At 34.4% G+C, this 24,867-nt stretch carries 18 protein-coding genes; 14 read left to right on the forward strand and 4 right to left on the reverse strand.

The features are described 5' to 3' along the window. Positions 1–3: 3 nt before the first annotated feature. Positions 4–498 (reverse strand): DsrE family protein, encoded by a 495-nt coding sequence (locus tag BLS64_RS09285; protein WP_093113237.1) that lies wholly within the window; start codon positions 496–498, stop codon positions 4–6. A gap of 653 nt (positions 499–1,151) precedes the next feature. Here BLS64_RS09285 and BLS64_RS09290 point away from each other — a divergent pair. From BLS64_RS09290 to BLS64_RS09300, 3 genes are all read left to right on the forward strand, one after another. Beyond that, positions 1,152–2,753: a GIY-YIG nuclease family protein gene (locus tag BLS64_RS09290; RefSeq protein ID WP_093113238.1), complete on the forward strand. Its 1,602-nt coding sequence runs from the start codon at positions 1,152–1,154 to the stop codon at positions 2,751–2,753. Between the two features lie 176 nt (positions 2,754–2,929). Next, positions 2,930–3,730: a hypothetical protein gene (locus BLS64_RS09295; RefSeq protein WP_093113239.1), complete on the forward strand. Its 801-nt coding sequence runs from the start codon at positions 2,930–2,932 to the stop codon at positions 3,728–3,730. Between the two features lie 296 nt (positions 3,731–4,026). After that, entirely contained in the window at positions 4,027–5,193 is a 1,167-nt protein-coding gene (locus BLS64_RS09300) for a type I restriction enzyme HsdR N-terminal domain-containing protein (protein WP_093113240.1), read from the forward strand. Between the two features lie 85 nt (positions 5,194–5,278). Here the strand turns inward: BLS64_RS09300 and BLS64_RS09305 are convergent, their stop codons facing one another. The 3 genes from BLS64_RS09305 to BLS64_RS09315 are packed head-to-tail and all read right to left on the reverse strand — an operon-like array spanning position 5,279 to position 8,430. Continuing rightward, complete coding sequence (locus BLS64_RS09305) at positions 5,279–5,650, reverse strand: HIT family protein (RefSeq protein ID WP_093113241.1); 372 nt, start codon at positions 5,648–5,650, stop codon at positions 5,279–5,281. Continuing rightward, a complete protein-coding gene (locus BLS64_RS09310) occupies positions 5,650–6,675 on the reverse strand; it encodes an HNH endonuclease domain-containing protein (protein WP_093113242.1) in 1,026 nt (341 codons plus the stop codon). The genes BLS64_RS09305 and BLS64_RS09310 overlap by 1 nt, the downstream gene beginning before the upstream one ends. A 6-nt stretch (positions 6,676–6,681) precedes the next feature. Further along, a complete protein-coding gene (locus BLS64_RS09315; RefSeq protein WP_093113243.1) occupies positions 6,682–8,430 on the reverse strand; it encodes an AAA family ATPase in 1,749 nt (582 codons plus the stop codon). A 242-nt stretch (positions 8,431–8,672) separates the two neighbouring features. On the opposite strand from BLS64_RS09315, the gene hsdR reads away from it, so the two are divergent. The 11 genes from hsdR (at position 8,673) to BLS64_RS09375 (ending at position 24,757) form a co-directional block, all read left to right on the forward strand. After that, complete coding sequence (hsdR, locus tag BLS64_RS09320; RefSeq protein ID WP_093113244.1) at positions 8,673–10,991, forward strand: EcoAI/FtnUII family type I restriction enzme subunit R; 2,319 nt, start codon at positions 8,673–8,675, stop codon at positions 10,989–10,991. Further along, on the forward strand, positions 10,991–12,727 hold the full coding sequence (locus tag BLS64_RS09325; protein WP_093113245.1) for an AAA family ATPase: 1,737 nt from the start codon (positions 10,991–10,993) through the stop codon (positions 12,725–12,727). Before hsdR ends, BLS64_RS09325 begins: the two co-directional genes overlap by 1 nt. Then, positions 12,727–14,229 (forward strand): class I SAM-dependent DNA methyltransferase, encoded by a 1,503-nt coding sequence (locus tag BLS64_RS09330; protein ID WP_093113246.1) that lies wholly within the window; start codon positions 12,727–12,729, stop codon positions 14,227–14,229. The genes BLS64_RS09325 and BLS64_RS09330 overlap by 1 nt, the downstream gene beginning before the upstream one ends. Next, the gene (locus tag BLS64_RS15275) at positions 14,222–15,394 is read left to right on the forward strand and encodes a restriction endonuclease subunit S (protein ID WP_218124610.1); all 1,173 of its coding nucleotides are present in this window, start codon (positions 14,222–14,224) and stop codon (positions 15,392–15,394) included. The genes BLS64_RS09330 and BLS64_RS15275 overlap by 8 nt, the downstream gene beginning before the upstream one ends. Before the next feature lie 19 nt (positions 15,395–15,413). After that, the gene (locus BLS64_RS09345) at positions 15,414–18,275 is read left to right on the forward strand and encodes an McrB family protein (protein ID WP_093113247.1); all 2,862 of its coding nucleotides are present in this window, start codon (positions 15,414–15,416) and stop codon (positions 18,273–18,275) included. Continuing rightward, a complete protein-coding gene (locus BLS64_RS09350) occupies positions 18,275–19,522 on the forward strand; it encodes an McrC family protein (RefSeq protein ID WP_093113248.1) in 1,248 nt (415 codons plus the stop codon). Before BLS64_RS09345 ends, BLS64_RS09350 begins: the two co-directional genes overlap by 1 nt. A gap of 18 nt (positions 19,523–19,540) precedes the next feature. Continuing rightward, on the forward strand, positions 19,541–20,398 hold the full coding sequence (locus BLS64_RS09355; protein WP_093113249.1) for a phospholipase D family protein: 858 nt from the start codon (positions 19,541–19,543) through the stop codon (positions 20,396–20,398). Continuing rightward, positions 20,370–20,804, forward strand: a complete 435-nt coding sequence (gene mutT / locus BLS64_RS09360) for an 8-oxo-dGTP diphosphatase MutT (protein WP_218124611.1) — start codon at positions 20,370–20,372, stop codon at positions 20,802–20,804. The genes BLS64_RS09355 and mutT overlap by 29 nt, the downstream gene beginning before the upstream one ends. Next, on the forward strand, positions 20,785–22,500 hold the full coding sequence (locus tag BLS64_RS09365) for a DNA/RNA helicase domain-containing protein (protein WP_093113250.1): 1,716 nt from the start codon (positions 20,785–20,787) through the stop codon (positions 22,498–22,500). The genes mutT and BLS64_RS09365 overlap by 20 nt, the downstream gene beginning before the upstream one ends. 110 nt (positions 22,501–22,610) lie before the next feature. Next, complete coding sequence (locus BLS64_RS09370; protein WP_093113251.1) at positions 22,611–23,540, forward strand: DUF3427 domain-containing protein; 930 nt, start codon at positions 22,611–22,613, stop codon at positions 23,538–23,540. A gap of 269 nt (positions 23,541–23,809) precedes the next feature. Further along, entirely contained in the window at positions 23,810–24,757 is a 948-nt protein-coding gene (locus tag BLS64_RS09375; RefSeq protein ID WP_093113252.1) for an MIT C-terminal domain-containing protein, read from the forward strand. Positions 24,758–24,867: the final 110 nt, after the last annotated feature.

The following is a 24,867-nucleotide window of genomic DNA, read 5'->3' on the forward strand; positions in this document are numbered from 1 at the left end:
CTGTTAAAAATCAGCGATCATTGAGTAGCCTTGCTGTTGGTATCCAACCAGGGATATCCACCCGTTTTTCACCTGCACGATCTCCGGTAGAACAGAATCGGCAGGAACTCCAAAAGCATGCGCGGCTGTCATACAGATCTCGAATCTAATGCCGTCTGCAGTCATGTCCGATATCTTTTTGGCAATTTTATCTTTCGCCGCCGGATTGTCTTTCATTTTTTCAGTCGACACAAGATTAACAGAGGGACCAACAAGTACAATAATAATTTCAGGTTGTTCTCCATTTATGATCATGTTCGGATCCTCTAACATTCCATGAATGAGGTTCAGGTGACTCAGTGCTATAACCGGATCACTGATCCTAAAATCAAAGACAGTATTTACCGAGCTGACGCCTTCCATGGCCTCATAAGTGTCTTCTGTCTGTGCCTGTACCTTCTCCTGTGGCATTAGGCCCAGAAAAAACAGTACTACTATTAAAAAAATTGATCTTTTCATGATTAAATTATTTTAGGTTCTTGATCAAACAATTAATTCTCACCTGGCCTCATAAAACCAGCGTGGACAAGGAATATCCAATTCAAACTTATTAGTCTAAGCAAAATGATGGTAGGTTTGAGGGGAAGTCAAATGTCAGTTTCCTAAAATTAAATCAAATATTAGGGGCGTAACATGATAAATGTCAAGGCTTTAAAATTTTACGCTTTGGAAGGAAAAATTAGGGTGGATAATTTCTTGTTAACGGATTGTGCTCTTGGAGTTTCCAATACAGAATTTATTTTTTTAGGAAAGACAAGGGTTTAGGTGATTATTGGGTACAAAAGGGTCCGGAAAGTAACACAAAAATTAGCATTTGACTCTACCAAAATCAAAGATAGTGATTTCGCCGGTGATCTCTCCCTTTCTAGCCCCTATAATTGCTCGATTTTTGGAAAAGAGTAGGGGAGAACATAATTAGTCTTTCTTCAGGTACAAATGGTGAAATTTCACTTTTTTGCGATTTTGAGGTACAAATGCGCGAAATTCAAGGAGTGATGCCTGTGAAAAAAATCCTACAAAATGTCGTGTTATCCCTTTATTTTCGGTAGATAAAAAGATATATTTGATAGAATTAACATGTGGTGTGCGGTAATAAACAGGATTGGCTATAAATGAGAACAAAAAATATATTTCCAAAATTTAATACTTCAACCGACAAAGTTGATATTGAAAGACTAAAAATCAATAATCCTAAATTATGGAAAAAGCTAAAAAAGCAATTTGATACAGGACGAAAAATTGTAGTCGTTCAACTTAATAATGGTTTGGAAGAATTAAATGAGAATACATTAAGGTATTATTTAATGGAATATGCCGACAGATTTCTAAAATATGGACCACAATCATTTCCTACATCATTTAACACATTAGAGCCGTTTTTTATTTATAATCATCATAACTCAATATTACAATTACTTTCTGAGGAAGAATCATATGGAGTTTCTCTAGTGGATTTTTTAGATTTTGTTACAGAAAAAGATTTTGAATTAGATACAATTGACTTCTACGAAAGTATTCCTGAAAAAGTTATTTATCATTTCACTTTTACATCAGGGTGTGATGAAGTTAATTTTTCTAATAATGGGAAAACTTTCATAGTCGGTGGATTATCCTTAGCAAGACAAGGTAATGAAGTATCAATACTAATTCAAGCGGGTGAATCTTTTGATAAACAAGAGGCTGAAAATTACTTTAAAGAAAAAACAAGAGAGAAAATTGAGCAATCATTAAACCCATTTAAAAAGGCTCTTGGAATGAAACTTGAAAATAAAGTTGAACCAGGCGTTGTTTATTTCAAAGAAAGGGATGACTTGTGGGCACACAATATTGGAATTCTATTTGATTTACAAAAGAATAGTATAGATATACGTTTCGTTGCACGAGATGAAAATTTGACTTTCAAAATGTTAACTGATGATTTTAATGCAGTTTTACCCAGTCGAGAAAATTGGGCTGAAGAAGATCTCAAGGAGTATTATGAAAATTACGTTAAAGAACTAAACAATTATGATGCTATTTTTGATTTTGCAAAATATTGTTTAGCACTTCCACATTATGTATTCAAAAACGAAGAAAGAATAGTTGATGTAACCTATGAAACTAATTTAAATACTATAATTAAAGGTCCATTGTCTAAAAGAGAGTTTTCATCTGTCAATGGTAAATATAAAATATTCGCAAAACCATTATACTACCTTGAATCAAACGAACAAGCTGTTATTAAAAGTGATGAACTCACGGATGAAAGCTTTAAAGTGGAAAAAACAGGTTTTTGGAAAAGGCTAAATATTGACGAGGAGGGTTTCGATAAAAAAGGAAATAAAATTGTTGGTAAAACTTGGGTAGAGAGAAATGATATATATTATTCTTCTTCTAAAGGAGTAACTAAGATAGAACAAGTTGAAAATTTTGAAGGTGAGAATGCGGGCTACATTTATATTATGAGGCAGCCTGTACATGAAGAAAACATTTTTAAAGTTGGTCTTACAAAAAGGACTACTGAAAAAAGAAAAAGAGAATTATCCAACACCAGTTCACCCGACAAATTCTTCATAATCAACAGTTATCAAACAAAAGATTGTATTGCGGCTGAAAAGCAGATTCATGAGAAATTGGAAAAATACAGATTGACCTCAAGAAGAGAGTTTTTTAGAAGTGACCTAAGAACAATTATGGAAACCTGTGAAGAAACCGTAAGTGAAATAAATAATTAAATACACACACAACATCGCTTAACGAGCAAATAGCGGCAGAACCTTCATAAATGACATTTTTGACTACCTTTAAAAAGATTATTTAACCAATAAACTACCTTTCCCAAATCGCAACTTGCGTTAACCGGGGACGTTAGCAGTAATGTCTTAAAACCTAAACAACCTAAATCTTTAAAGTGCTAAAAATTTCCTCAACAAACAGATGCAAGTTATTTGAATCAATCTCAGAAGAAATATGGAATAAAGTTATATATAATCATTCAACTGGAATAAACGTCTCTGAAATTGGAATTACAAATGATATCATTGCCACAATTCGCTACCATCACAAAAAGATCCCAAACTTTGGAGTATGGTCAAATCCAGGATATAAGGAAATAGACAATGGTAGTGATATAGACATATTTGTAGAAACAAGTTCTGGAAATTTTATCTGGTATGCATTACAAGCTAAAGTGCTAAAATTAAATAAAAAATATCTTGGTACTGCTGATATAAAAAAGAATGAATATCAGTGGAATAAACTACAAAGATTAGAAGTACAGGCAGGTTGTATTGGAAAATACTTATTTTATAATGGTATTATAGATTATTCATATTTTGGAAGCGATTCTTGCAATAGAAAATTCAAAGAATCTCAGTTTGGATGTTCCTTAGTTGATCCAGAAGATGTCGAAAAAATTGCAATAAAACGAAATCCAACATTTTATGATTTTCATCCTCATTATTCTATACCTTGGCGAGAAATTGTCTGCTGCAAACATGATTTATCGAGATATACATTATTTAACGTCACTCAAATTAAAAGGGCAGTCGATTATTATCAGATAGCATTTGACGATACAAATATTTTAGATGAAGAAGATATGATCGAGAGAAGTAATGACTTAAGTTTAAATGCTATTAGGCAGTTATCAGAAATTAATAATAGAACAGCGGATTTTAAGATTGTTGTGAGAAGAACAGATAGTTTATAATTTGGATAGCACTACATCCAAACAACTGATATCAAAAATTCAAAAATTTAATAAAAAAGATATTTCAGAGATTAACTCCATAATTATGAATAGTGATGATGACGGAAATTTTCCAATTACTAATTTTAGTGATGTTGATATTTAAAGCCAGTGTACAATAACGATGGATCGTAAATAACGGTTATTATCAAAAAGTATCATTTAGAACCAATTAAGAAATACGGGAAACCGACAATCCGCGTACTCCCTTCCATGACCTGCGATAATCGAGACCGTGGGTAAATAGCAAATCGAAAATGCATTTTAAATCTGACCAAATAAAATCTCCAGCAATTATCCGCCATAATGATATAGATCATTTTCTATGTTCTGTGAGACAGAAACCTATTCAAGCATTGCCAGAGGAAATTTTAAGGCAGAAATTAATCTCTTACCTTCATCACACACTTCATTTTCCTTTAGAAAACATAGGTGTAGAAGTGCCACTATCTTATTTCAAAAAAGGACAAAAAGGGCGTGCAGATATCATTGTCTATGATCAGCCGCTGAATAGAAATCCTGCTCCACTCATTCTGATTGAGTGTAAAGCTTACGGAGTGGCCCTTGATTTTAGATGCGAGCAGCAATTGAAAAGGTATCAAAAAGTCATTAAGCCGAAATATGGGGGCTTAACGAACGGGAAGGAAACGAAAATATATAACTATAAAAAAGATCAGGAGATAATTCGGCTTCCGAACTTGTATGAATTAATTACAGGAAAAGAAGTTGAAGTTAGACGAGCTCAAAAAAAGGAATGGGTGAGAACAAAGTACCATCAAATATTCAAGAGATTTATTTTTGAAAAATTTGTTCGAAAACAAATTATTTCACCGCACACGTGCAAAGACCTTACTCCAATTATTGTGCGGCTTGCGGATTTGTTCTATGATACGGCAAATAAACTACAGCCAATAAAGTTTGATCGATTTTCTATAATTGAAGATTGTGGAATTCGCTTCGCTGACTATGGTTATGCTTTTAGCAGTGGTCTTCTCGGATATTACAGGTTCTTTCTTATTAAACACCCGAATGGAAATCATCAAGTTGTAAGTTTTTCTATATATCATCAGAATGAGTGGGGTACTTATTTAATGGTCGGCGTAGATAACCGCAAGGGACATTCATTAGAATTAAAATTAGATAAGTTTATAACTGGAGATAAAAATAAATTTGAAATAATACATGATGGAAGTTTAACCGTTGGAAAAAGAGGTAGGATAAAGAATAGAGAAGTATTAGATTTTGTTGAATCTAAGGCCGGATTTCTAATTCGCAACGGTTCTGTTTTTTTAGGGGAATTGTTAGCAAAGGATGGTCTTTACTTTCACCAGAAAAATGTGCAAGATTTCTTATATCGGGTCTGCTATTACGCAATTCTGAGAGAAGATTTGAGAAGAGAAATTAAGGAAAGCATCAATTCTTAATCTGGCATTTGAAAAGATGAATCATTGTTCTATTTTTAATTTTTGAGGTTACCCTTTTTTCGAGTTTCAACACTGGAATGTGATATTAAAAATTATAATACCCTTTTCCTTCCACACAATGCCTAACACCACCTCGAGGGTCTGCCATATCTCCACTATACCTTGGAATTAAATGACAATGGAAGTGTATAACGGTTTGTCCAGCCACTGCTCCACAGTTCATTCCTATATTGTAACCTTGGGGATCGAATTCCTTTTCAATGAGTTCTTTTCCAATTATAATGAGATTGGTTAACTCTTGTAGCTCAGCTTGATTTAACTCAAAATAATCCCTTTTTTGTTCATTAGAAATAATAAGAAGGTGGCCAGGGGACACAGGATATTTATCTTTAATTATAAAAAAAGATTTCCCTTTGTGGATTATTCTATCATCGGATATTTCAGCAAAAACACTCATTAAAAATTTCCTTTTAATTCTATTTCCGGCTTCCAAGTATGGAGGGAAAAGTTTAGAGCTAAATTATATTGTTTTTCCAAAAATGACCTTCGTTGTTCGGGAGATTTTCCCGTTTGGTTTATTATTGTCTCTGCTAGGGGATGTTTACTATTAATATAAAATTCATTTCGGTTATATAAGCGTTGGAGAAATCGCTTTTCTGGAATCCTAGCTTTCTTATTGTTATTAATGTCCTTATCTGCAAGTACAAGGTTCCAAACGCCGTTTAAATTAGTTCCATTACGATGGTGATATAGTTTATTTGCGTGAGGAAGAAAGTGGTCGACTTGGCATAAGTTTTTGCTCAGTGGATTTATTGAAATATCCTGAAAACTATAAAAACATTTTCCCTTTTGATAACCGTTTAAAGCATCTCTCACTGAAGTTACATTCCTCCGCCTCATAATATCATTCTGAAGGAAAAAGAGCGATCTATCTTCATCATATTGTACCTCCAAAAGATTCGGATTTATCTGAAGATTCCAGGCCGTTTCCACTAGATTCCATCTTGCTTCTACTTCTTGATCAAAATTTTGGAAGTGAAAATTTTCTTTGAGTTTTAATAACTCATCCCGAACTACAATTTCTTTCTTTCCAACTGAAAAATCTTTCTCATAGAAAGGAGAAGGGATTGTATCTCCATTAACATTTTGAAATGCATCAATAACATTGGCAAAACCTAACCTTTCTGTTGTTATTAGAAGCTCCTCTTCGTTAATTTCATCTTGTATAAAGCTGCGGCAGGAATTTAAAAATTTGCTCGAGCTTGAATTGCCCTGTTTGTCATTAACTCTTAAATGATCTACTATATTAGTTGCAAAAGGTTTGGCTAAATCAGATAAGGAAATTCTGGTAGTTTCCTTTGACGCTAATTCTAAAAGACTTTTGGCAAAGGCAAATTTATAGGTTGCTGAATTCTTACCGAAGAGTATTATTGCTCTCCATTGAGATTCTAGAGAGGGGTCATTTACTTGAAATTCTACCATTAATGTTTAATTTAAAGATAAGGATCCGCAAGCACAAGTTTTCTTGCCATTTATCCACGTTCTACATTTCTGGCAAAAGATTTTATTATAAAAGTTGAGCACATTAGAAGAAAAACTCAAAACTTCATGCGAACTCAATGATACTGCCCATTCATTGTAGTGAGCACCCAAGAGATTTCTGATATGAAGATATTTGTCAATTTCCTGAGTTAATTCCCTCAGCTCAGTCTTTTTGAAAAATTTCTTAATTCCAGGCCAAAGATCTCCTATTGTATACTTGTCTTCGTATTTTCTTTGAATAGAAGTATTTAAACTCATGCTTAATTTATGACAAATAGTTTCTAAAAAAAGTCCTGTTTGAGAAGCTATTATCTGGGTATTTTTGGTTTTGGTTGCAATTAACAGTGGGTTTTCAGCTTCATCACTATCAATTTCTAAAATTTGAGGGCCGGTATCGAAATTCCATTTGAAAATTTCAATTTCCTTGAACTTATGGGCATTTCGTCTAAAAACATTGCGAATCTGGTTTAACCATAATCTATCATGAGCTGAGATGATAATTTGCCAATCTTTAAATTCCTTCAAAAGATACTCTAGGAAATTTAAGCGAATGGAGGAATCCACACTTTGTAAGACATCATCTAAAATAAGTACTTTGCTCTGTCCAAACTTGATAGATTCTTTTATAAGAGAAGTGTATAATAATAAAATTAATAAGTCAAGATTCGCCTCACTGAACACCGAATTTGGTGTCACTTCTTTACCATTTTTTAATTTCACTTTTATTTCAAATGAAACCTCTGTCAATTCACCTATAAAAACATTTATTTCTTCGACGAAGTTTATAGGACTTATTTTCTTGAAGGCTGTTGTCAAGTGACTAGATGCTTCACTAAAAAATTTTTTTATTTGTTCCTTCCTGGTGCTTTTTGATGCTGAACCGAGTTTTTTTATGTTTTTGATTTGAGTTTCTACTTCTCGGATTTGTTCCGTAATGCGAACCACTGAGGAGGCAATTTCCAGACCCTTCTCATTTACTCCCTTTAACCTTCCTTTAGTTTTGAGTTGTTGGTACTGTTTTCTATTTAAACCACGCCTAATATTGTTTTTTATAAATAATGAGAAATCATTACTTCCAGCTGAAGGAATTTTGTCCGGATCCATTCCCAAGGTTTCAGCCAAATTTTGAAGATTCTTACGCCTCCTGCCTTTCAAACGAATTCTTTCTTTATCCAAATTCTGAAGCTGAACATGATCTATTACATGATCCTCATTTGTTGCTCCCTCAGTTTTGTATATAAATTTCCAGAGTAGCAGTTGTTTACTTTGGACAGGTGTAGTAGAGTAGCTAATTATATCATTCCTTCTGAGAACAATGGGGGCTATTTGAAAATTGTGATGGATACCGGTTGGTGCCTTTGAATAAACTAGCTTATCTTTTTCTTCATTGTAATTTACATTTATAGTCCTGGTATGTCTCGTGTCATCGGAAAACCAGCAGGAGGTATAGGATCCCTCTTCCTCTTCTCCTTGAAAAGAAATGGGTGACGGGCGGAATTCATTTTTTAATGAGTCACTTCTCTCAATTTTACCTTGAAGATTATATTCTATTGCATCAATAATTGAAGATTTACCAGATCCATTATCACCAAATATTAGTGTAGAAACAGGATTTTGACGACTATCCATAAAATTGAACGATTGTTCATCAGGAATACCTCTAAACGAACGAATGGTTAATCTTCTGATTTTCATAATAGTATTAAAGTTCTAAAGTAAAATGACTCTTCATTGAATTCCTAATCAAGCTGGTGCTTGGAAATTTAGGAAAAAATTTAGAGTTATGGGTGGAGGAATTTCACAGGTTCTTTTCGCCAAAGCTTAAGTATTATAAGAGACTTTGTCCATTTTTACTTACTAATTGTTTTAAGATTATTTTATATTTATCAAACTTAATCCAAGTTGCTCCCTACCCAGACTTGTGAATAGAAGAACCTATGACAAGAGCTATTTCAGAAGCAGATACTAGAGCTAATTTTATTGATCCAAAACTTGCTGCAAGTGATTGGGGTTCAGATAAGATAGAAAGGGAATATTATTTCACTGATGGAAGAAAGCTAGTGGGGAACAGAAGAGGAAAAAGGCTTTTCCTCGATTATTTACTCAAATATAACAACACAAACTTAGCCATTGTTGAGGCCAAAAAATTTACTGATCATCCTACAAAAGGTCTGCAGCAAGCAATAAATTATGCGTTAAAACTCCGAATTAGATTTGTTTATGCTACCAACGGAGATAAAATTTATGAATTTGACACGGAAATAGGTGGTGGAGATTATATTGAAAACTTTCCCACTCCTAAGACTTTGTATGAGAGAATATACAGTGACAACCTTCAATTAAAAGAAAAGTTTCACAATATTCCGTTTCTTCTCACCGGTGCCATGCGACCACGGTACTATCAAGAAATTGCAGTTAATAAGGTATTGGAAAGTATTGCAGAAGGAAAGAAGAGGATCTTACTTACCTTGGCTACTGGTACTGGAAAAACTTTTATCTCTTTCCAAATTGTTCACAAACTTTTACAAGCCAAATGGAATGTAGATTCGCAGGACCGTAGGCCTCGGATTCTATTTTTGGCCGATAGGAATGTTTTAGCTGATCAAGCAATAAATACCTTCAATCCTTATGAGAATGATCTGGTTAAAATTGACGGTGAAGAAGTAAGAAGAAGGAATGGGGTGGTTCCAACTAATGCATATATCTTTTTTGCTATTTATCAAGCAATAGCAGAAAGAGAAGATATAGGAGGTTACTACAAGGAATATCCTTCTGACTTTTTTGATCTAATAATTATTGATGAGTGCCATAGAGGCAGTGCGAACGAAGAAGGCTCTTGGAGAGCAATTCTGGACCATTTCGCTCCGGCTGTGCATCTGGGACTAACCGCAACTCCGAAAAAGAAAGATAATGTTGATACTTATAAATACTTTGGAAAACCTGTTTTTGAATATTCTCTAAAAGATGGCATTTCAGATGGGTTTCTAACACCTTATAAGGTGAAAAGGGTAAGAACCAACATAGATGAATATATACACACTAGTGACAATCGTGTTATTCAGGGAGAGGTTAAAAAGGATCTTTATAGTTTAAATGATTTTGACAAGAATCTGATAATTATCCAACGGACCGATCTTATAGCAAGAGCAATTTTGAATAACATAAATCGAATGGATAAAACCATTGTATTTTGTGCTGATCAAGATCATGCTTTGGATCTTAGAGATAAAATAAATGTGCATAAAGAAATACGAGATCCATACTACTGTGTGAGGGTAACCTCAGATGAAGGTAAGGTAGGTCGAACATTTCTAGAGGCGTTTCAAGATAACGATAAAGACATTCCTGTAATTCTTACCTCTTCTAAGATGTTAACCACTGGTGTGGATGCCCGAAATGTGCGGAATATTGTACTCACTACTCCTATTGAGTCAACTGTAGAATTTAAGCAAATTATTGGTCGAGGCACTAGGATTTTTGAAGGCAAAGACTTTTTTACAATAATAGATTTTGTCGGTGCGACAGATAAATTTTATGACGAAGATTGGGATGGTCCTCCCGACGATGAGACTGACACAGATGAGACTGGAACAAAAGGCGAAAAGGAGTCTGGAAAAAAGAGGAAGAAACAAAAAGAAAAAGAAGATGAGGAAGGAGAAGGTAAGAAGGAAAAATTAATTATTGAGTTAAACAATGGTAGAGTATTAAAGGTGACTGATGTCGAAATTAGATATATCAGTGATTCTGGAAAACCTCTTACTGCACGAGAATTTCTTGAGAAATTGGTAGGAGAGCTACCTTCAGTTTATCAAGATGAGGAACACTTAAGAAAGATGTGGTCAAATCCTGATACTAGAGATGCTCTACTTGTGCAATTAGGAGAATTAGGATTTGACAGGGAGCAGCTAGAGACCCTTAGAGAAATGATAGCTTCACCAGAGTGTGACTTATTCGATGTATTAGCACACATTTCATTTAGTTCAGAATTAAAAACTCGAAAAGACAGGGCAACTTCAGTGAAAGAGGACAACTCGTTTCTTTCTGTTTATAAAGATTTGAGGGCACGCGATTTTCTACTCTACATAATAAATCATTATGAAAAGTATGGAGTAGAGGAACTCGGTCGAAATAAGTTAGCAGATTTGGTGAACTTAAAGTTAGGTACTCCTAAAGATGCAAAAGCAGCTTTTGGAGACATGAAATCCCTATTACAAGCTTTTTATAAGCTTCAAAAAAATATATATAGAGCTAGTTAATGGAAGTAAAAGTTCGACCTCATAAGATGATAGATCAAGAATTTGATCTTGATCTATCCGATTCAAAAGTTAAGGTGCTAATAGGGGGGAATGGTTCTGGTAAGTCATCAATTCTTGAAAGTGTTTTTCAATCACCTCAAGAATCACCCAGTAGGATAGTTTCTTACTCTTCTGGTCAAAATGAATCGTTTTCCAAAATTTACCAGAAATATCAAAAATCGAATCAAGTTTATTCTTTAGACCCTGAAGAAGATAACACAGAGGATGAAGTTATTGATTCTAAATTCAAAGCTGTTTATTTTGATTATAAATTTAGTAGGTTACTAATTTTCTTTGCAGTTGGTTTAAATCAGGAAGGATATATAATTGATTATTTTAGAGGAAAGGATTTATCTACCTTGAAAATTTCATTGGACTTCCGTATTCCTAAATCTTATGTGGACAAAATTGAAAACATCATAAAGAAAGAGGCTCTAGAGCCTGGAATAAGAACAATTAGAAATACCTTCTTTCACAGATACCTTCAAATTTTTGCTGATAGATACGTAAAAGCTGATTATGATTTTGAAAAGTCTATTGAGAAACAAAACGTAAGTTTTACAGCAGATTCTATTCCAATAGAATATAGCAATGTTACCCGACTGTTTGCCTTTTTAAGTTGGGCGGTTAGAAATCAATTTATAGATATTGATTCTACTGAAATTGAAATAGAAGGATTAGAATTAGATTCTTATTCTGATGGAGAGTTTCAGTTGATGTCTATTTATAGTTTACTCGATTTGTTTGATGAGGAGAACACATTGTTTTTATTGGATGAAATTGATTCTCATATACATTATAATAACATCAAAGTAATATGGGAGACAGTGAGAAAAATTAAAGGTAAGTTGATTACAACAACACATTCTGCCGATTCGATTATTCTCAATGAGTTTACAAATTTAAAATTAGTAGAGAATGGAGCCATTGATAAGGAAATTGTTGCCAATAAGGTATTGGATAGGTTAGAAGCTTTGGCTGATAGCGCCAATTATAAATTATCCATTGCAGGACAAATAAAAAATATTGCTTTAGTTGAGGATTATTTTGACTGGTTCATTTTTCTGGAGTTGTGTAAAAGAAAAATAGAGGATTTTGATCTAAATGTTCAAGAACAAATTCATTATATAAAATGTAGCTCGGGCTTTAATAGTTACGCTGAAAGGTTTGGAGGTCCAAAGCTAGATTGGGTTGAGGCCTTTAGGAAGCAGCATACAAATCCTCAAACCGCTAACATTTTTCTTCTCTGTGACAGAGACAACTTGTCTATAAGAGATGTAACAGATACAGGTTTGGTCATTAATTCTGCTCCAATGGGTAGACAAAGCCGGATAAGGCTAAGAGGAAATGGAAATAAGCATGCCTATTTAATGAGTTGGAAAAGAAGAGAAATAGAAAATTATCTTTTGAGCTTTACTATGCTTTCAAAACATGATAAACTTGATGAAATAAATAAACATCTACCTCCTTTATACCAGTTGAAACCGGGAGATCCGGCAGATAATGATAATGTCAGAGAGTTAGACACAAAGAAGTTGTTGCAGCCTCTATACCTTAAGGATAATATTAGCTCAATGCCCACAAATGACGGAGGGGTAGATTATAATAAGTTGGCTGCTATTATAGCAGAAATTCCAAGAGACGAAATATCAGTAGATATTGAAAATGTATATAAATTCCTAAAAGGAAAAATTTAATGAGTGAAGTACAAAATAAAATAGACCGGATCACTGATATCCTTAGACGAGATGATGGCATTAGTGGTGCGATGCACTATACTGAACAGATATCATGGATCCTTTTTTTAAAATTTCTTAATGATTATGAAGAAAACAGAGCTGATGAGGCTATTCTTGAAGGTAAAGATTACGAGTATGTAATTAGAAGAGACCTTAGATGGGACTCTTGGGCAAGTCCAAAAGATAAAAATGGGAGGTTGGATCTCAAACGAGCTCTGACGGGTAAGGACCTCATGGAATTTGTAAACATTACTTTCTTTCCATATTTAAAAGGATTTAAAGCAAATACTAATGATCCAAAATCAATAAAATATAAAATTGGAGCCATTTTCGAATATTTAGATAATCGAATTGCGAGTGGTCATACACTTAGAGAAATTTTGGATATTATTGATACTCTTGATTTTCAAAGCTCTAGTGAATTGTTTGAATTATCCCAGATATATGAAACTCTTCTAAAAGGAATGGGTTCTGACGGGGGTAATTCTGGGGAATTTTATACTCCTAGAGCCGTAATAAGAGCAATGGTGGAAGCTGTTGATCCTAAGGTTGGTGACACTGTTTATGATGGAGCTGTTGGAAGTGCCGGTTTTTTAGTGGAAGCATTTGAATATATGACTTCTCCTGAAAAAAAAGAAAAGCTGTCAGCTTCGGATTGGGAAAAGATTCAAACCGAAACTTTTTATGGTCAGGAGAAGACATCCCTTGGATATGTCATGGGAATGATGAATATGATTTTGCATGGCATTGAAAGTCCCAATGTATACAAGGGAAACACCCTCACCCAAAATATACGAGATATTCAAGAAAAAGATAGACATTCTGTTATTGTTGCTAATCCTCCTTTTGGAGGAAAAGAGAAGAAACAGATTCAGCAGAATTTTCCAGTAGAAAGTAATGCTACAGAAATTCTTTTTTTACAGCATTTTATGAAGATGCTGAAACTTGAAGGACGAGCAGCCATTATAATTCCTGAAGGAGTGTTATTTCAAACAAATGCTGCATTTACTAAGGTCAAACAAGATTTATTAGAAGGATTTAATGTTCATACAATAGTAAGCTTACCGAGCGGGGTTTTTCTTCCCTATAGTGGCGTAAAGACCAATATCCTGTTTTTTGATCGTTCAGGTTCTACCTCGTCAATATGGTACTATGATGTTACACCACCCTACAAGCTGACGAAAAATAAGCCTATCGAGTACGGTCATTTGCAGGAGTTTGTAGAGCTGTATAGAAATGTTAAAAAGCGCAATCATAGGAATGCCAAAACAGAAGAAGAGCGTTTTGATTGGACTGTTCCTGTTTCTGAATTAAAAGATTATGATTTGAGTGCAAAGAATCCTCATAAAGTTGTGGAAGTTGATCATTTGTCACCAGACAAACTTTTAAGTAAGATAAAGCAGAATAATAATAGAATATCAGAATTAATGGAAAAGATCGAAAATTTGATTAATGAATAAGTGGAAAGAATACAAGTTATCTGATATTGTTGAATTTTCTGGAGGTAGCCAGCCCCCAAAATCTAATTTCTCAGATACGTGTAAGGAAGGATATGTTAGGTTAATTCAAATAAGAGACTATAAATCTGACTCTCATAAAGTCTATGTTGATAAAGAAAAAACTAAAAAATTTTGCTCCAAGGATGATGTTATGATTGGGAGGTATGGTCCACCAGTTTTTCAAATTCTTAGAGGTTTGGAAGGTGCCTACAACGTTGCTTTGATGAAAGCAATACCGGATGAATCCATTCTGAGTAAAGATTTTCTTTTCTATTTTTTAGACAATCCTTCAATACAAGACTATATAATTTCTCTCTCTCAAAGATCTGCGGGTCAATCAGGGGTAAACAAAAAAGCACTTGAAGATTATCCAATCTTAGTGCCTTCCCTGCAGAATCAAAAGCACCTGGTCAATAGAATTGTATCCCTCTTTGAAAATGTTGATAAAGCAATAAAATTACTTGAGGAAAATATTGAGAATAGTAGAGCTTTGATGGGCAGTATTTTGAACAGAATCTATATGTCTAATGGAGTTTCGTTAAAAGATGCATGTGTAATTGGTCCTAAAAAGTCAGAGATCAGTCATCTAGAATCAGATATAGAAGTTTCTTTTTTGCCTATGAAAGATTTGAACGAGCACAACATAAATTTTCGACCTCAAGAGGTAAAGCAGTTATCTGAAGTGTACAAAGGCTATACTTATTTTGCTGAAGGAGATGTGATTTTAGCAAAAGTTACCCCCTGTTTTGAAAATGGAAAAGCAGGTCTTGCCACTAATCTTGTCAATGGGATTGGGTTCGGCTCTTCCGAATATTACGTTTTAAGACCTAAAGAAGGAGTTTTAGCAGAATGGATATATTTTGCTCTTTTAAGTGAACAATTTAGAGTGACTGGAAAGGAAAACATGACCGGTTCAGGTGGTTTACAAAGAGTGCCTAAGAAATTTCTTGAAGATTGGAAAATTCCTTTACCAGACTTAAAGGTTCAACGAAAAGAAGTGGACCGGATTCGAAAGATTCAGATGCACACCACCTCTTTACAAAAAGAAACTGAAATAAAAATCACAAGCTTAAAGGCTTTGAAGAAAAGTATTCTGGACAAAGTTTTTAAAGGTCAATTAATTTAATCATCCCATTTAACTTAGCATGAGCTTCCATCCCAAACGAATACAAAAAGAACATGTCTTAAAAGGCATTGAAAGAATAGATAATGATAATCCATCATTAAATCCATCTACAAGATGGGATGTAGTGATTAATGGTAAACATTATCCCCCAAAGGAGGTCATGAGGTTTGCCCGTCAAGAATATGATGGTGAAGATTGGTGGGGATATGGAGGTGGACCACCGACAAATAAATTCCTTGAGAGAATGGGCTTTGAAATATTCGATAAAGGGCAGAATAACGATCCACTTGCTAACGTAATTAAAAAATACAAAGCTTACATAAGAAAGAATGGATTAGAAGACGAAGAATATAAATGGAAATTGTTAGCACAATATAAAGGTAAACCCAATCCTCATGCTGGTAATCTTTATAATGAAATCAAATCTGTTGATTTCGCTAATCTATTATATTACAATGCCTATAGGGCGATGTCTCATTTAGCGAAGGATAGACAAGAGGATTTTCGAGCTCTGTTACTCATGCTATTTGATGAATCTCTGGATCTAAAAGAAAGGGTGATCAGATACGATAGAGAATCTTTAGCATTATACCGACAACTTGTTCCAGATAAAAAATTGGGACATCACCAAGATGAAAGGACGATTTCGACATTACTGACTTTTCATAATCCAGAAAAATATACCTTTTATAAGAATTCATTTTACGTTCAGCTTTGTAAACTGATTGGAGTAAAACCTAAGCCAAAGGGAGAAAAGTTTGTTCATTACCTTGAATTGGTGGAAGGTTTTATAGAAGATTACATCAAAGAAGATCAAGAATTATTAGAGCTTTTTAAAGCAAAGCTGCCAGAGGGGGTATTTGAAGATCCGAATCACTTAATTCTTGCTCAAGATATTTTGTATGGGGTACTTGATCGAAATATTGGTAGGAATAGGAGATACTGGAGAATTGGTACTAAAGCTGACGATACCAGCTACTGGGCTAATATGAAAGAAAAGAATAGAGTAGCGATTGGTTGGTCTAATCTAGGGGATCTAGATGACCTTAATGTTCAATCCCAAAAGGAACTCTACAACGTTTTTAAGGAGAAAAAAATAGAGTTGAAAAATAACCAGTTAACCAGTCGGAAGGCAGGAGAAATCTTTGCCTTTTATAACGATTTAAGTATCGGTGACATTGTTCTAGCACAAGATGGGGATAATATATATGGAATAGGAGAAGTGACGGAAGGTTATACCTATAATGAGGCAGAAGACTTTGCACACGAGAAAGGTGTTGATTGGAAGGTTTTTGATCCTCCCTTTAAAAATAAAACGGGAAGAAATACAACTTTTTATCCTCTGGAGGACTATAATTTAATCCAGAAAATTGAAAATGTTTTAGGGAATGAATCTGGAAATAATGAATCTACTATGGCGAAAGATCTTGACAATAAAAGAAAGGGAGCAAAAAGGCCTTTAAATAGGATTTTATTTGGTCCTCCTGGAACTGGTAAGACGTATAACACAATTAACAAGGCATTAGAGATCTGTGGTGTTGAAGTGCCAGCTCAAAGGCAAGAAGCCATAATTGAATTTGACAATCTTGTAAAAAAGGAAAGAATCGTCTTCACCACTTTTCATCAAAGCATGGCCTATGAAGATTTTATCGAAGGAATTAAACCTCAAGAACCAGCACAAGAAGGTCACCCGGTTATCTTTAAAATCGAACCCGGTATCTTTAAGAAAATATCTGTCAATGCTTCTTTTGCTTTAGCTGAAAAGGACAAATCATCAGAAACCGAAAACCTTCTTGATTTCAATTTAGCTTTTGACAAATTTAAAGATGATGTAGAAGAAAAACTTTCTAAAGAAGTAGCAGTAGAATTAGCCACTAAGAATGGAGGGAAGGTTATCGTTGATTCAATTTCTCAACAAGGAAACTTCAACATTAAACATCCCGGTAGAGATCTTACATATACAGTTTCCAAGTCTCGGCTTTCTAGACTGCACAATGGGTTACCAGATCTAGGCAGTGTAAACAATATTGATTCAGAATTTAGGGAAATTATTGGAGGTAGTAATTCAACAGTCAATTGGGCTGTTTTAAACGAGATAAGAAACAAGTACTTTAAAAATGTTGAACAAGCAAAGGCACGAACTATTGATTGGGAGGATAAGTATGAAATTGTAAAGAAGCTTAAGAAATCTGACTATAAAGGAAAGGATGGTGAAAACTATGTTCTTATAATTGATGAAATTAATAGGGGTAATGTCTCTGCGGTCTTTGGTGAATTGATCACGTTAATTGAAGATGATAAAAGGTTAGGAAGAGAGGAAGGTTTGGTTGCCCAATTACCATACAGTAAGGAACAATTCGGAGTGCCACCTAATCTTTATATTCTGGGGACAATGAACACAGCCGATAGAAGTGTTGAAGCCTTAGATACTGCATTAAGAAGACGTTTTAGCTTTGAAGAAATACCGCCAAATTCTGAAATAATAAAAGAGGGAAATGGTTTGATAGAAATCGACAAAATAGAACTGAATATTCTTTTAGATAAAATCAACAAAAGGATAGAAAAATTACTGGATAAAGACCACATGATTGGTCATAGTTTTTTTATGAATTTACATTCTGTCAAAGATTTGAAACTTGTTTTTCATAATAAGATACTGCCGCTTTTACAAGAATATTTCTTTGGAGACTTCGGGAAAATTGGATTGGTTATAGGTAAAAGTTTTTTTGAAGTAATTGATTCCAATGAAGATGACGACGATATTTTTGCTGACTTTGATTATCAAAATGGTTTCAATGAGCGTCCTGTTTATCATTTGAAGAATGTAAAGAAAATGGATGATCAAGCCTTTATTTTGGCTTTAAAGAATTTAATCCAATAATGGTGAACGCAAATTTCCCAATACAGGTTTTTGAACATGAAAAGCTTAAGATTGGTCTAAAGGATGATCAACTTTCCCAAGCTCAATTAAAAATGTTGCAGGAATTTTATGGTGAAAAAGGCGTTCCTTATTATAAACTCATTCATAAGGGAGTTCAGTTCACAGAATATGTAGGAGTAATAAAGGTGGGTAATTTGACCATTGAAGTACTTCCTAAAGCAGATAAATCGAGCAACCGTAAAGATTGGCATGATATTCTTATAAATATGTTGAAGAGCGTAGGACTATTTAAAGTTCATGCACCCTCATCTTCAACTTTAAAGTTGAAAAGTAATTCAATTCTAGATTTGTACTTTGAGCTTTTTGTGAATGAAGTTGAATATTTAATTCACAGAGGGTTAATCAAAAAGTACAGGAGAATTGAGAAAAATTCAACGGCTCTCAAAGGGCCTATAAAATTTGCTAAACATACCCGCTTAAACATTGTTCATCAGGAGCGATTCTATATCTCCAAAACTGTTTATGACAAGGATCATCTAATACATCAGATTCTTCAGAAAACGGTCCGTCTATTACAAAGAATAAATGATAATTCAGATTTAAAAAGTCGACTAGGATCTCTTGGTTTGAATTTTCCAGAAGTAGCAGATATAAAAGTCACAGAAGAACATTTTAATTTTCAATTAACTAGAAAAACTGAAATCTATCGTAATGCTTTAGATATTGCAAAACTTATCCTTTTAAATTTCCATCCCGACGTAAGTAAGGGTAGAAATAATGTCCTAGCATTAATGTTTGATATGAATCTACTCTGGGAGAAATTCGTGTATGTGAGCCTGAAAAGAAACCTTAGAAAGGGAGATACAGTTACAGCACAAAACCAGAAAAACTTTTGGAAACCTAAATTAGGCTATAAAACTACTATTAGACCAGATATTGTACTTAATAAAGGGAAAGAGTCCTGTGTAGTAGTGGATACTAAATGGAAGAATCTAAAAGCTTCAAATCCCTCAGCAGATGATTTAAGACAGCTATATGTTTATAAAGAATATTTTCATTCCAAAAAAGTAGCATTAGTTTACCCAGGAGAGTATTCGAAAATTAAATCGGGATTTTACTATGAAAAATCTTTTCAGAGTTTAGGAGAGAAAGAATGTGCGGTTATAACTCAAAAATCATTTTCAGATATAAGTTATTGGCAAAGGGAAATAAGTAGGCAAATCTATGGCTGGATAGACGAAAATTAACATTAAATATAATATATAATGGCAACATTTTTACATGATGATAATTTAAATGCAGAGATAGGAAGAGTTTTTAGAGAAGCTAATCAACAATTAGTTATAATTTCACCTTTCATTAAATTACATTCCAGATTAAAGGATGAGTTAAAGTCAAAAGAACATCCTCATAAAATTGCAATTACCGTAGTTTTTGGAAAAAATGAAAAAAGATTAGAGAAAAGCCTGGGTCCTGAAGAATTTAATTTCTTAAAAGAATTACCTAACATCACCATTAAGTATAATGAGAGGCTTCATGCGAAGTATTATGCAAATGAAAAGACAGCAATTTTAAGCTCCATGAACCTTTATGATTTTTCCCAGAACAACAATATTGAGTTTGGGATTCTTACTGAGTCTTCATTATTGGGAGATATTTCAAATAATTTGACGGGTTTGACTTTAGATCGTGATGCACAAGAATATTTTCAAAAAGTCACAGGGAACAGTAGAACTGTCTTTTCGAACAAACCTGTTTATCAGGACGGGGGCATGTTAAGTAAAGTGTTTAAAAAATATGTTGCCTTTGAAACAGAAGTCGATGAGCTATCTGAGCAAATTTTAAATACTGAAAAGAAGAAGGTAAAACCTCGATCAAAAGGGGTTCAAGCTGAAGTCAACGGTGTTACAGGGTATTGTATCAGAACAGGTGTAGAAATACCTTTTAACCCTAAAAAGCCTCTTTCAGATAAAGCATTTCGCCAGTGGAACAGGTATAAGGACAAGGACTACAGTGAAAAGTTTTGCCATTTTTCTGGAGAATCTTCTAATGGGAATACTTCTGTTTCTAAGCCTATCTTAAAAGAGAACTGGAATGAAGCTAAAAAGTACATTAGCTCTTAATATGGCAAAAGGTTTTCTCGTAACTGCGGCCATTATAATTGGGGAGGAGAATAAGATTCTTATTGCTCGTCGTGCGGCTAGCAAACATTTAGCTGGCTACTGGGAATTCCCTGGTGGAAAGGTGGAGAAAAACGAAAAAGAAGAAGACTGTCTAAGAAGAGAGCTGATGGAGGAGTTGGGAATAAATGTTTCCGTCATAAATTTCTTTATGCTGAATCATCACCAATATAAGGAGAAAAACATCACTCTAAAATCCTATTTCTGTAAGGTAGAAGAACCTGAAAATTTTTGTCTTAATGATCATGATAAAATTGAATGGGTCAAAGTCGAAAACCTACTGGACTATCAATTAGCACCAGCCGATATTCCGATAGCAAAAGCTTTAAATGAAAGAAACAGCATTTGAACAAACTGTATATTCTATAAACGAATTTCTCTCAGTTGATGTTGCGACCTGGGGAGAAAGACTTAAGAAGCATCACTTGCAGTGCATGCAACAGGCAGCGAATGGTCCGCAGCGCAAGGCGTGGTTTGACTGTTTCAATATTCTAAGAGAGTGCTTTAAAACATTAGAAGATTATTCACCCAAAGCTCATTTGATATTTGAATACGAGTTGCCAAGAGAAAGAGGTAGGCGTCCTGATGTTTTAATGCTGAGCGGTAATAATCTTATAGTTTTAGAATTTAAAGGTTATGCCAGGGAAAGCCTGGCACAAGTAGACCAGGTAAAACATTACGCTCGGGACCTTGAACATTATCATTTAGAGTCTCGAAATCTTCAGGTAATTCCAGTTTTAGTTTTAGGTCAAGGAACCGGTATTCACAAGAATATCGACGGAGTAGAAATTGTTACGGGAGATCAACTATGCCACCTCCTTCTTTCTTTAATCAAAGATCCGTTTGTTCGAATTGAAAAGTGGTTTGAGAGTGAATACTCTCCACTTCCGTCCCTTGTTCAAGCAGCTCAGCTGTTATATAAAGAGAAGAGTTTCCCCAAAATTAAAAGATCTCAGAGTGCAGGAATACCCAATACCCTAAAAAAGCTACACCAAATTCTACGAGAATCAAAAAAGAATAAAGACCACCATCTTGCTCTTATTACCGGGGTTCCAGGTGCAGGTAAAACTTTAGTAGGGCTCCAATTCGTATTTGAGGAATACGTTCAGGAAAATGATCAAACAGCAGTTTTTTTATCTGGCAATAGACCGTTGGTGCAAGTTCTTCAGAAAAGTTTAAAAAGCACACACTTTGTGCAAGATGTGAACGGCTTCTTAAAACAATATGCTCATAGCAAACAACTGCCAAAAGAGGATGTAATCATTTATGATGAAGCTCAACGTGCATGGGATGCTGAAAGAGTAATCGCTTCCCATCGAGAGGGAAACAATTCGGAACCTGTCGATTTCATAAATATTGGAGATCGAAAAGAGAACTGTCTTTTAATTGGTCTTATTGGAGAAGGACAAGAAATACATCTGGGGGAGGAGAGTGGAATGGATTTGTGGACAGAGGCAATTTCAGTATCTAATAATCAATGGAAGATTCATTGTCCAGAGAAGCTTGCTGACCATTTTTTAGGATCACCAGTTTCCACAGATGAAGATTTTAATCTTACAACTTCCCTCAGAACACACCAAGCGCTAACCCTTCAACAGTGGGTAGAAGCATTGTTAGAGAATCAACCTGAAGAATCGTATTTATTGTCTGCTGATTTATTTAAAGAAGGTTATCCATTATATGTTACCCGTGACTTGGAAAAAGCGAAGTCCTACGTAAAGCAGAAATATGAAGGAGAAAATGATAAGACTTTTGGTTTAATGGCCAGTTCAAAATCCCAGTTACTGCCAAGATTTGGAGTCAAAAATGATTTCAATTCAACCCGTTTTAATCCGGCATATTATGTTGACTCTTCAAGCGGGTCTTATTGTTGCAACTTAAATATGGTAGTGACTGAATTCGGTTGCCAGGGTTTAGAGCTCGATATGCCCATAGTTGCTTGGGAGGCTGATTGGATCTATGACAATGGATGGAAAAACAAAGGGCCAAATTATAAAGCCAAAGATCCTGACAATCTGAAAAAGAATGCTATCGGGTCCTTTTAACCAGGGGAAGGGATGGGTTGGTGATTTTTGTTCCCCAATCTTCCTTATTAGATAGTACATATAAGGTTTTACTTGAAGCAGGTTGTCGTAACTTTTAAAAATAGTTTTCTATGTCCAATGATTTAATTCTCGGAGCACCATATTCAAAAAAGGATCTTGTTTCTGTATTTAAGGTACCTGAAATTAAAGGTGTACAAAAAGGTCGTTACCATCTTAAAGGAATGGGTTATGATTTACTGTTCGTTAATTTAAATAAGAGTTCTACCGCTAAGAATTTACATTATAATGATTTTTTCGAAGGAGAAATCTTTCATTGGGATTCTGAAAATCGGGAACATATGCAAACCCCAGGAATAGAAAGAATAACTAGGGGTGATTCAGTACCGCTCTTATTTGTCAGGTTAAATTCAAGAATAAAAGGTATTACTCAACCATATATTTACTGCGGAAAATTGGAGTTCTTAAATCATATTCCTGAAACGTCCAAACCGGTTCATATTCTCTTTAAAAGTGTAGATTTTGATGCTACAACTACTAATCCCAAACTAAAAGAAATATATTCCTGGAGACCAGGAAGTGGTGGTAATTCTCCCGATCCCATAATTTTTAATAGCAAAAGTCGCTCGACCAGGACTAAACCAAACAAGACAGAAAGAAGGGGACTTATAACTTCACGCGTCGGACAAGGATTTTATAGGGATCAAATTTTTGAAAAATGGAAAAAGAGATGCCCAGTAACTCGTTGTGATATTTCTGAAATTCTTATTGCATCTCATATTGTACCCTGGAGCAAAGCTACAGATGAAGAAAGATTAGATCCTGATAATGGTATACTCCTTTCACCTTTTGTTGATGCTCTCTTCGATAAGCATCTAATTTCCTTCCAAGATGACGGATCAATTATTTTCTCAAATAAAATTGATGATAAAAATCTCCAAATTATAAACCTTCCATTAAGCACTAAGATTGAAGTTAATGAAGGCATGAAGAAATATTTAAGGAAGCATAGGGAAGAATTGAAGAGGAAAGAAGTATTATAATTTTTTAGGGTTCTAAAACTCACCATTATTTTAGCCGCTTTACTGTAGCTTCACGTCCCTAAACATTCACATACCATTGTTTGGACCACCGAGTCAGAAGTTGCACTCGTTTCTAATTTCTTGCTTTGTTAAGGCAATACCAATCAATTTTGCTGCTGCTTTTATAAAATTCCAAATTCAGACATTTTATTAGTTTAATTCCTCGACAGTCTTCATTTTTTTTTAAATTTCTATTTAATTCCCCTAAAGACATTAGTAAATTTTTGAAGATGGTAAAGAAAGAGGCAATAAAGCTTATCAACAATACAATAGAGGTGGATGAATTAAATACTAAGAACACTACCTTTGCCAGTGTCAGTGTAAGTGGTACCAGAGCTGCTTGGTGGATGAATATCAAGCGACCTAACTTTAAAAAAGAGTGGAACATTATATTAGTGGAGCAAGATGAAGTTATGTGGCTTAAGATTCCAGCTAATACTTTCATAAATCCTGATCAATATTTTCGGATTTGGGAATCCAAGAATGCTGCAGACCTACTTATTTCGAGTGATCCCCAGGATAGGTACTTAACAGACATTTCCACGGGAGGAACAGGTGTAGACTTTAAACCTTTTGTAGTACAAAAGGTTACCATCCCTGAAGAGATGAAAGCTGATAAAAAAACTCCAAAATCTTCATATTCAAAACCTGAACTTATATCTTTTACTTCGGTCCCCAATTTAGATACTGATTTACAGAAGCAGCGTATAATTAAACAGGATCAAACAAATATCACCTATAAGAAACTTTTTGAAGGACATTTGAAGGGAGCAGATATTATCAAGCTACAGGATCCATGGATAAGATTGCCTTATCAGTTCAGTAACTTGTTGGAATTCTGCGTTATGCTGGGGAATAGTAATGAATCAGGTAAGACAATAAATCTCAAGGTGGTTTCCTGGAATTCTAAGGATTTTCAGAGCCAAAGTATAGAAAGCTTTGAAGAAATAGCTGCCGTTGTACAGGAGATGGGTATTAATTTAACTTATACACTCGAAAGACACCATGATCGATACATTGAGGCGAATAATGGATTCAAAATTATCCTTGGCCGGGGATTAGACATTTTTGAAAAAAGAGAAGGTCGCTTTTGTATTGGAGATGTAGATCAAAGATGGCGAAAATGTAAGCCTTGCGAAATTACGTATTTGAAGCGTAACTTAAAGCTATTTATCTAACCCTGAGTCATGTATAAATACTTACTACTATTTAAGGAAAAGGGCCAGTCTATATTTAATGAAAAGGATAGGCTATCATTGGTATGTAAAGCCCCCTCTATATAGGATTT

The sequence above is a fragment of the Salinimicrobium catena genome (genome assembly GCF_900102915.1).
Classification (GTDB): domain Bacteria; phylum Bacteroidota; class Bacteroidia; order Flavobacteriales; family Flavobacteriaceae; genus Salinimicrobium; species Salinimicrobium catena.

Bases quoted from the DNA above. Each gene is read 5' to 3' on its own strand.
- BLS64_RS09285 (WP_093113237.1), bottom strand. From the start codon at position 498: ATGAAAAGATCAATTTTTTTAATAGTAGTACTGTTTTTTCTGGGCCTA.
- BLS64_RS09290 (WP_093113238.1), top strand. From the start codon at position 1,152: ATGAGAACAAAAAATATATTTCCAAAATTTAATACTTCAACCGACAAA.
- BLS64_RS09300 (WP_093113240.1), top strand. From the start codon at position 4,027: ATGCATTTTAAATCTGACCAAATAAAATCTCCAGCAATTATCCGCCAT.
- BLS64_RS09305 (WP_093113241.1), bottom strand. From the start codon at position 5,650: ATGAGTGTTTTTGCTGAAATATCCGATGATAGAATAATCCACAAAGGG.
- BLS64_RS09310 (WP_093113242.1), bottom strand. From the start codon at position 6,675: ATGGTAGAATTTCAAGTAAATGACCCCTCTCTAGAATCTCAATGGAGA.
- BLS64_RS09315 (WP_093113243.1), bottom strand. From the start codon at position 8,430: ATGAAAATCAGAAGATTAACCATTCGTTCGTTTAGAGGTATTCCTGAT.
- hsdR (WP_093113244.1), top strand. From the start codon at position 8,673: ATGACAAGAGCTATTTCAGAAGCAGATACTAGAGCTAATTTTATTGAT.
- BLS64_RS09325 (WP_093113245.1), top strand. From the start codon at position 10,991: ATGGAAGTAAAAGTTCGACCTCATAAGATGATAGATCAAGAATTTGAT.
- BLS64_RS09330 (WP_093113246.1), top strand. From the start codon at position 12,727: ATGAGTGAAGTACAAAATAAAATAGACCGGATCACTGATATCCTTAGA.
- BLS64_RS15275 (WP_218124610.1), top strand. From the start codon at position 14,222: ATGAATAAGTGGAAAGAATACAAGTTATCTGATATTGTTGAATTTTCT.
- BLS64_RS09345 (WP_093113247.1), top strand. From the start codon at position 15,414: ATGAGCTTCCATCCCAAACGAATACAAAAAGAACATGTCTTAAAAGGC.
- BLS64_RS09350 (WP_093113248.1), top strand. From the start codon at position 18,275: ATGGTGAACGCAAATTTCCCAATACAGGTTTTTGAACATGAAAAGCTT.
- BLS64_RS09355 (WP_093113249.1), top strand. From the start codon at position 19,541: ATGGCAACATTTTTACATGATGATAATTTAAATGCAGAGATAGGAAGA.
- mutT (WP_218124611.1), top strand. From the start codon at position 20,370: ATGAAGCTAAAAAGTACATTAGCTCTTAATATGGCAAAAGGTTTTCTC.
- BLS64_RS09365 (WP_093113250.1), top strand. From the start codon at position 20,785: ATGAAAGAAACAGCATTTGAACAAACTGTATATTCTATAAACGAATTT.
- BLS64_RS09370 (WP_093113251.1), top strand. From the start codon at position 22,611: ATGTCCAATGATTTAATTCTCGGAGCACCATATTCAAAAAAGGATCTT.
- BLS64_RS09375 (WP_093113252.1), top strand. From the start codon at position 23,810: ATGGTAAAGAAAGAGGCAATAAAGCTTATCAACAATACAATAGAGGTG.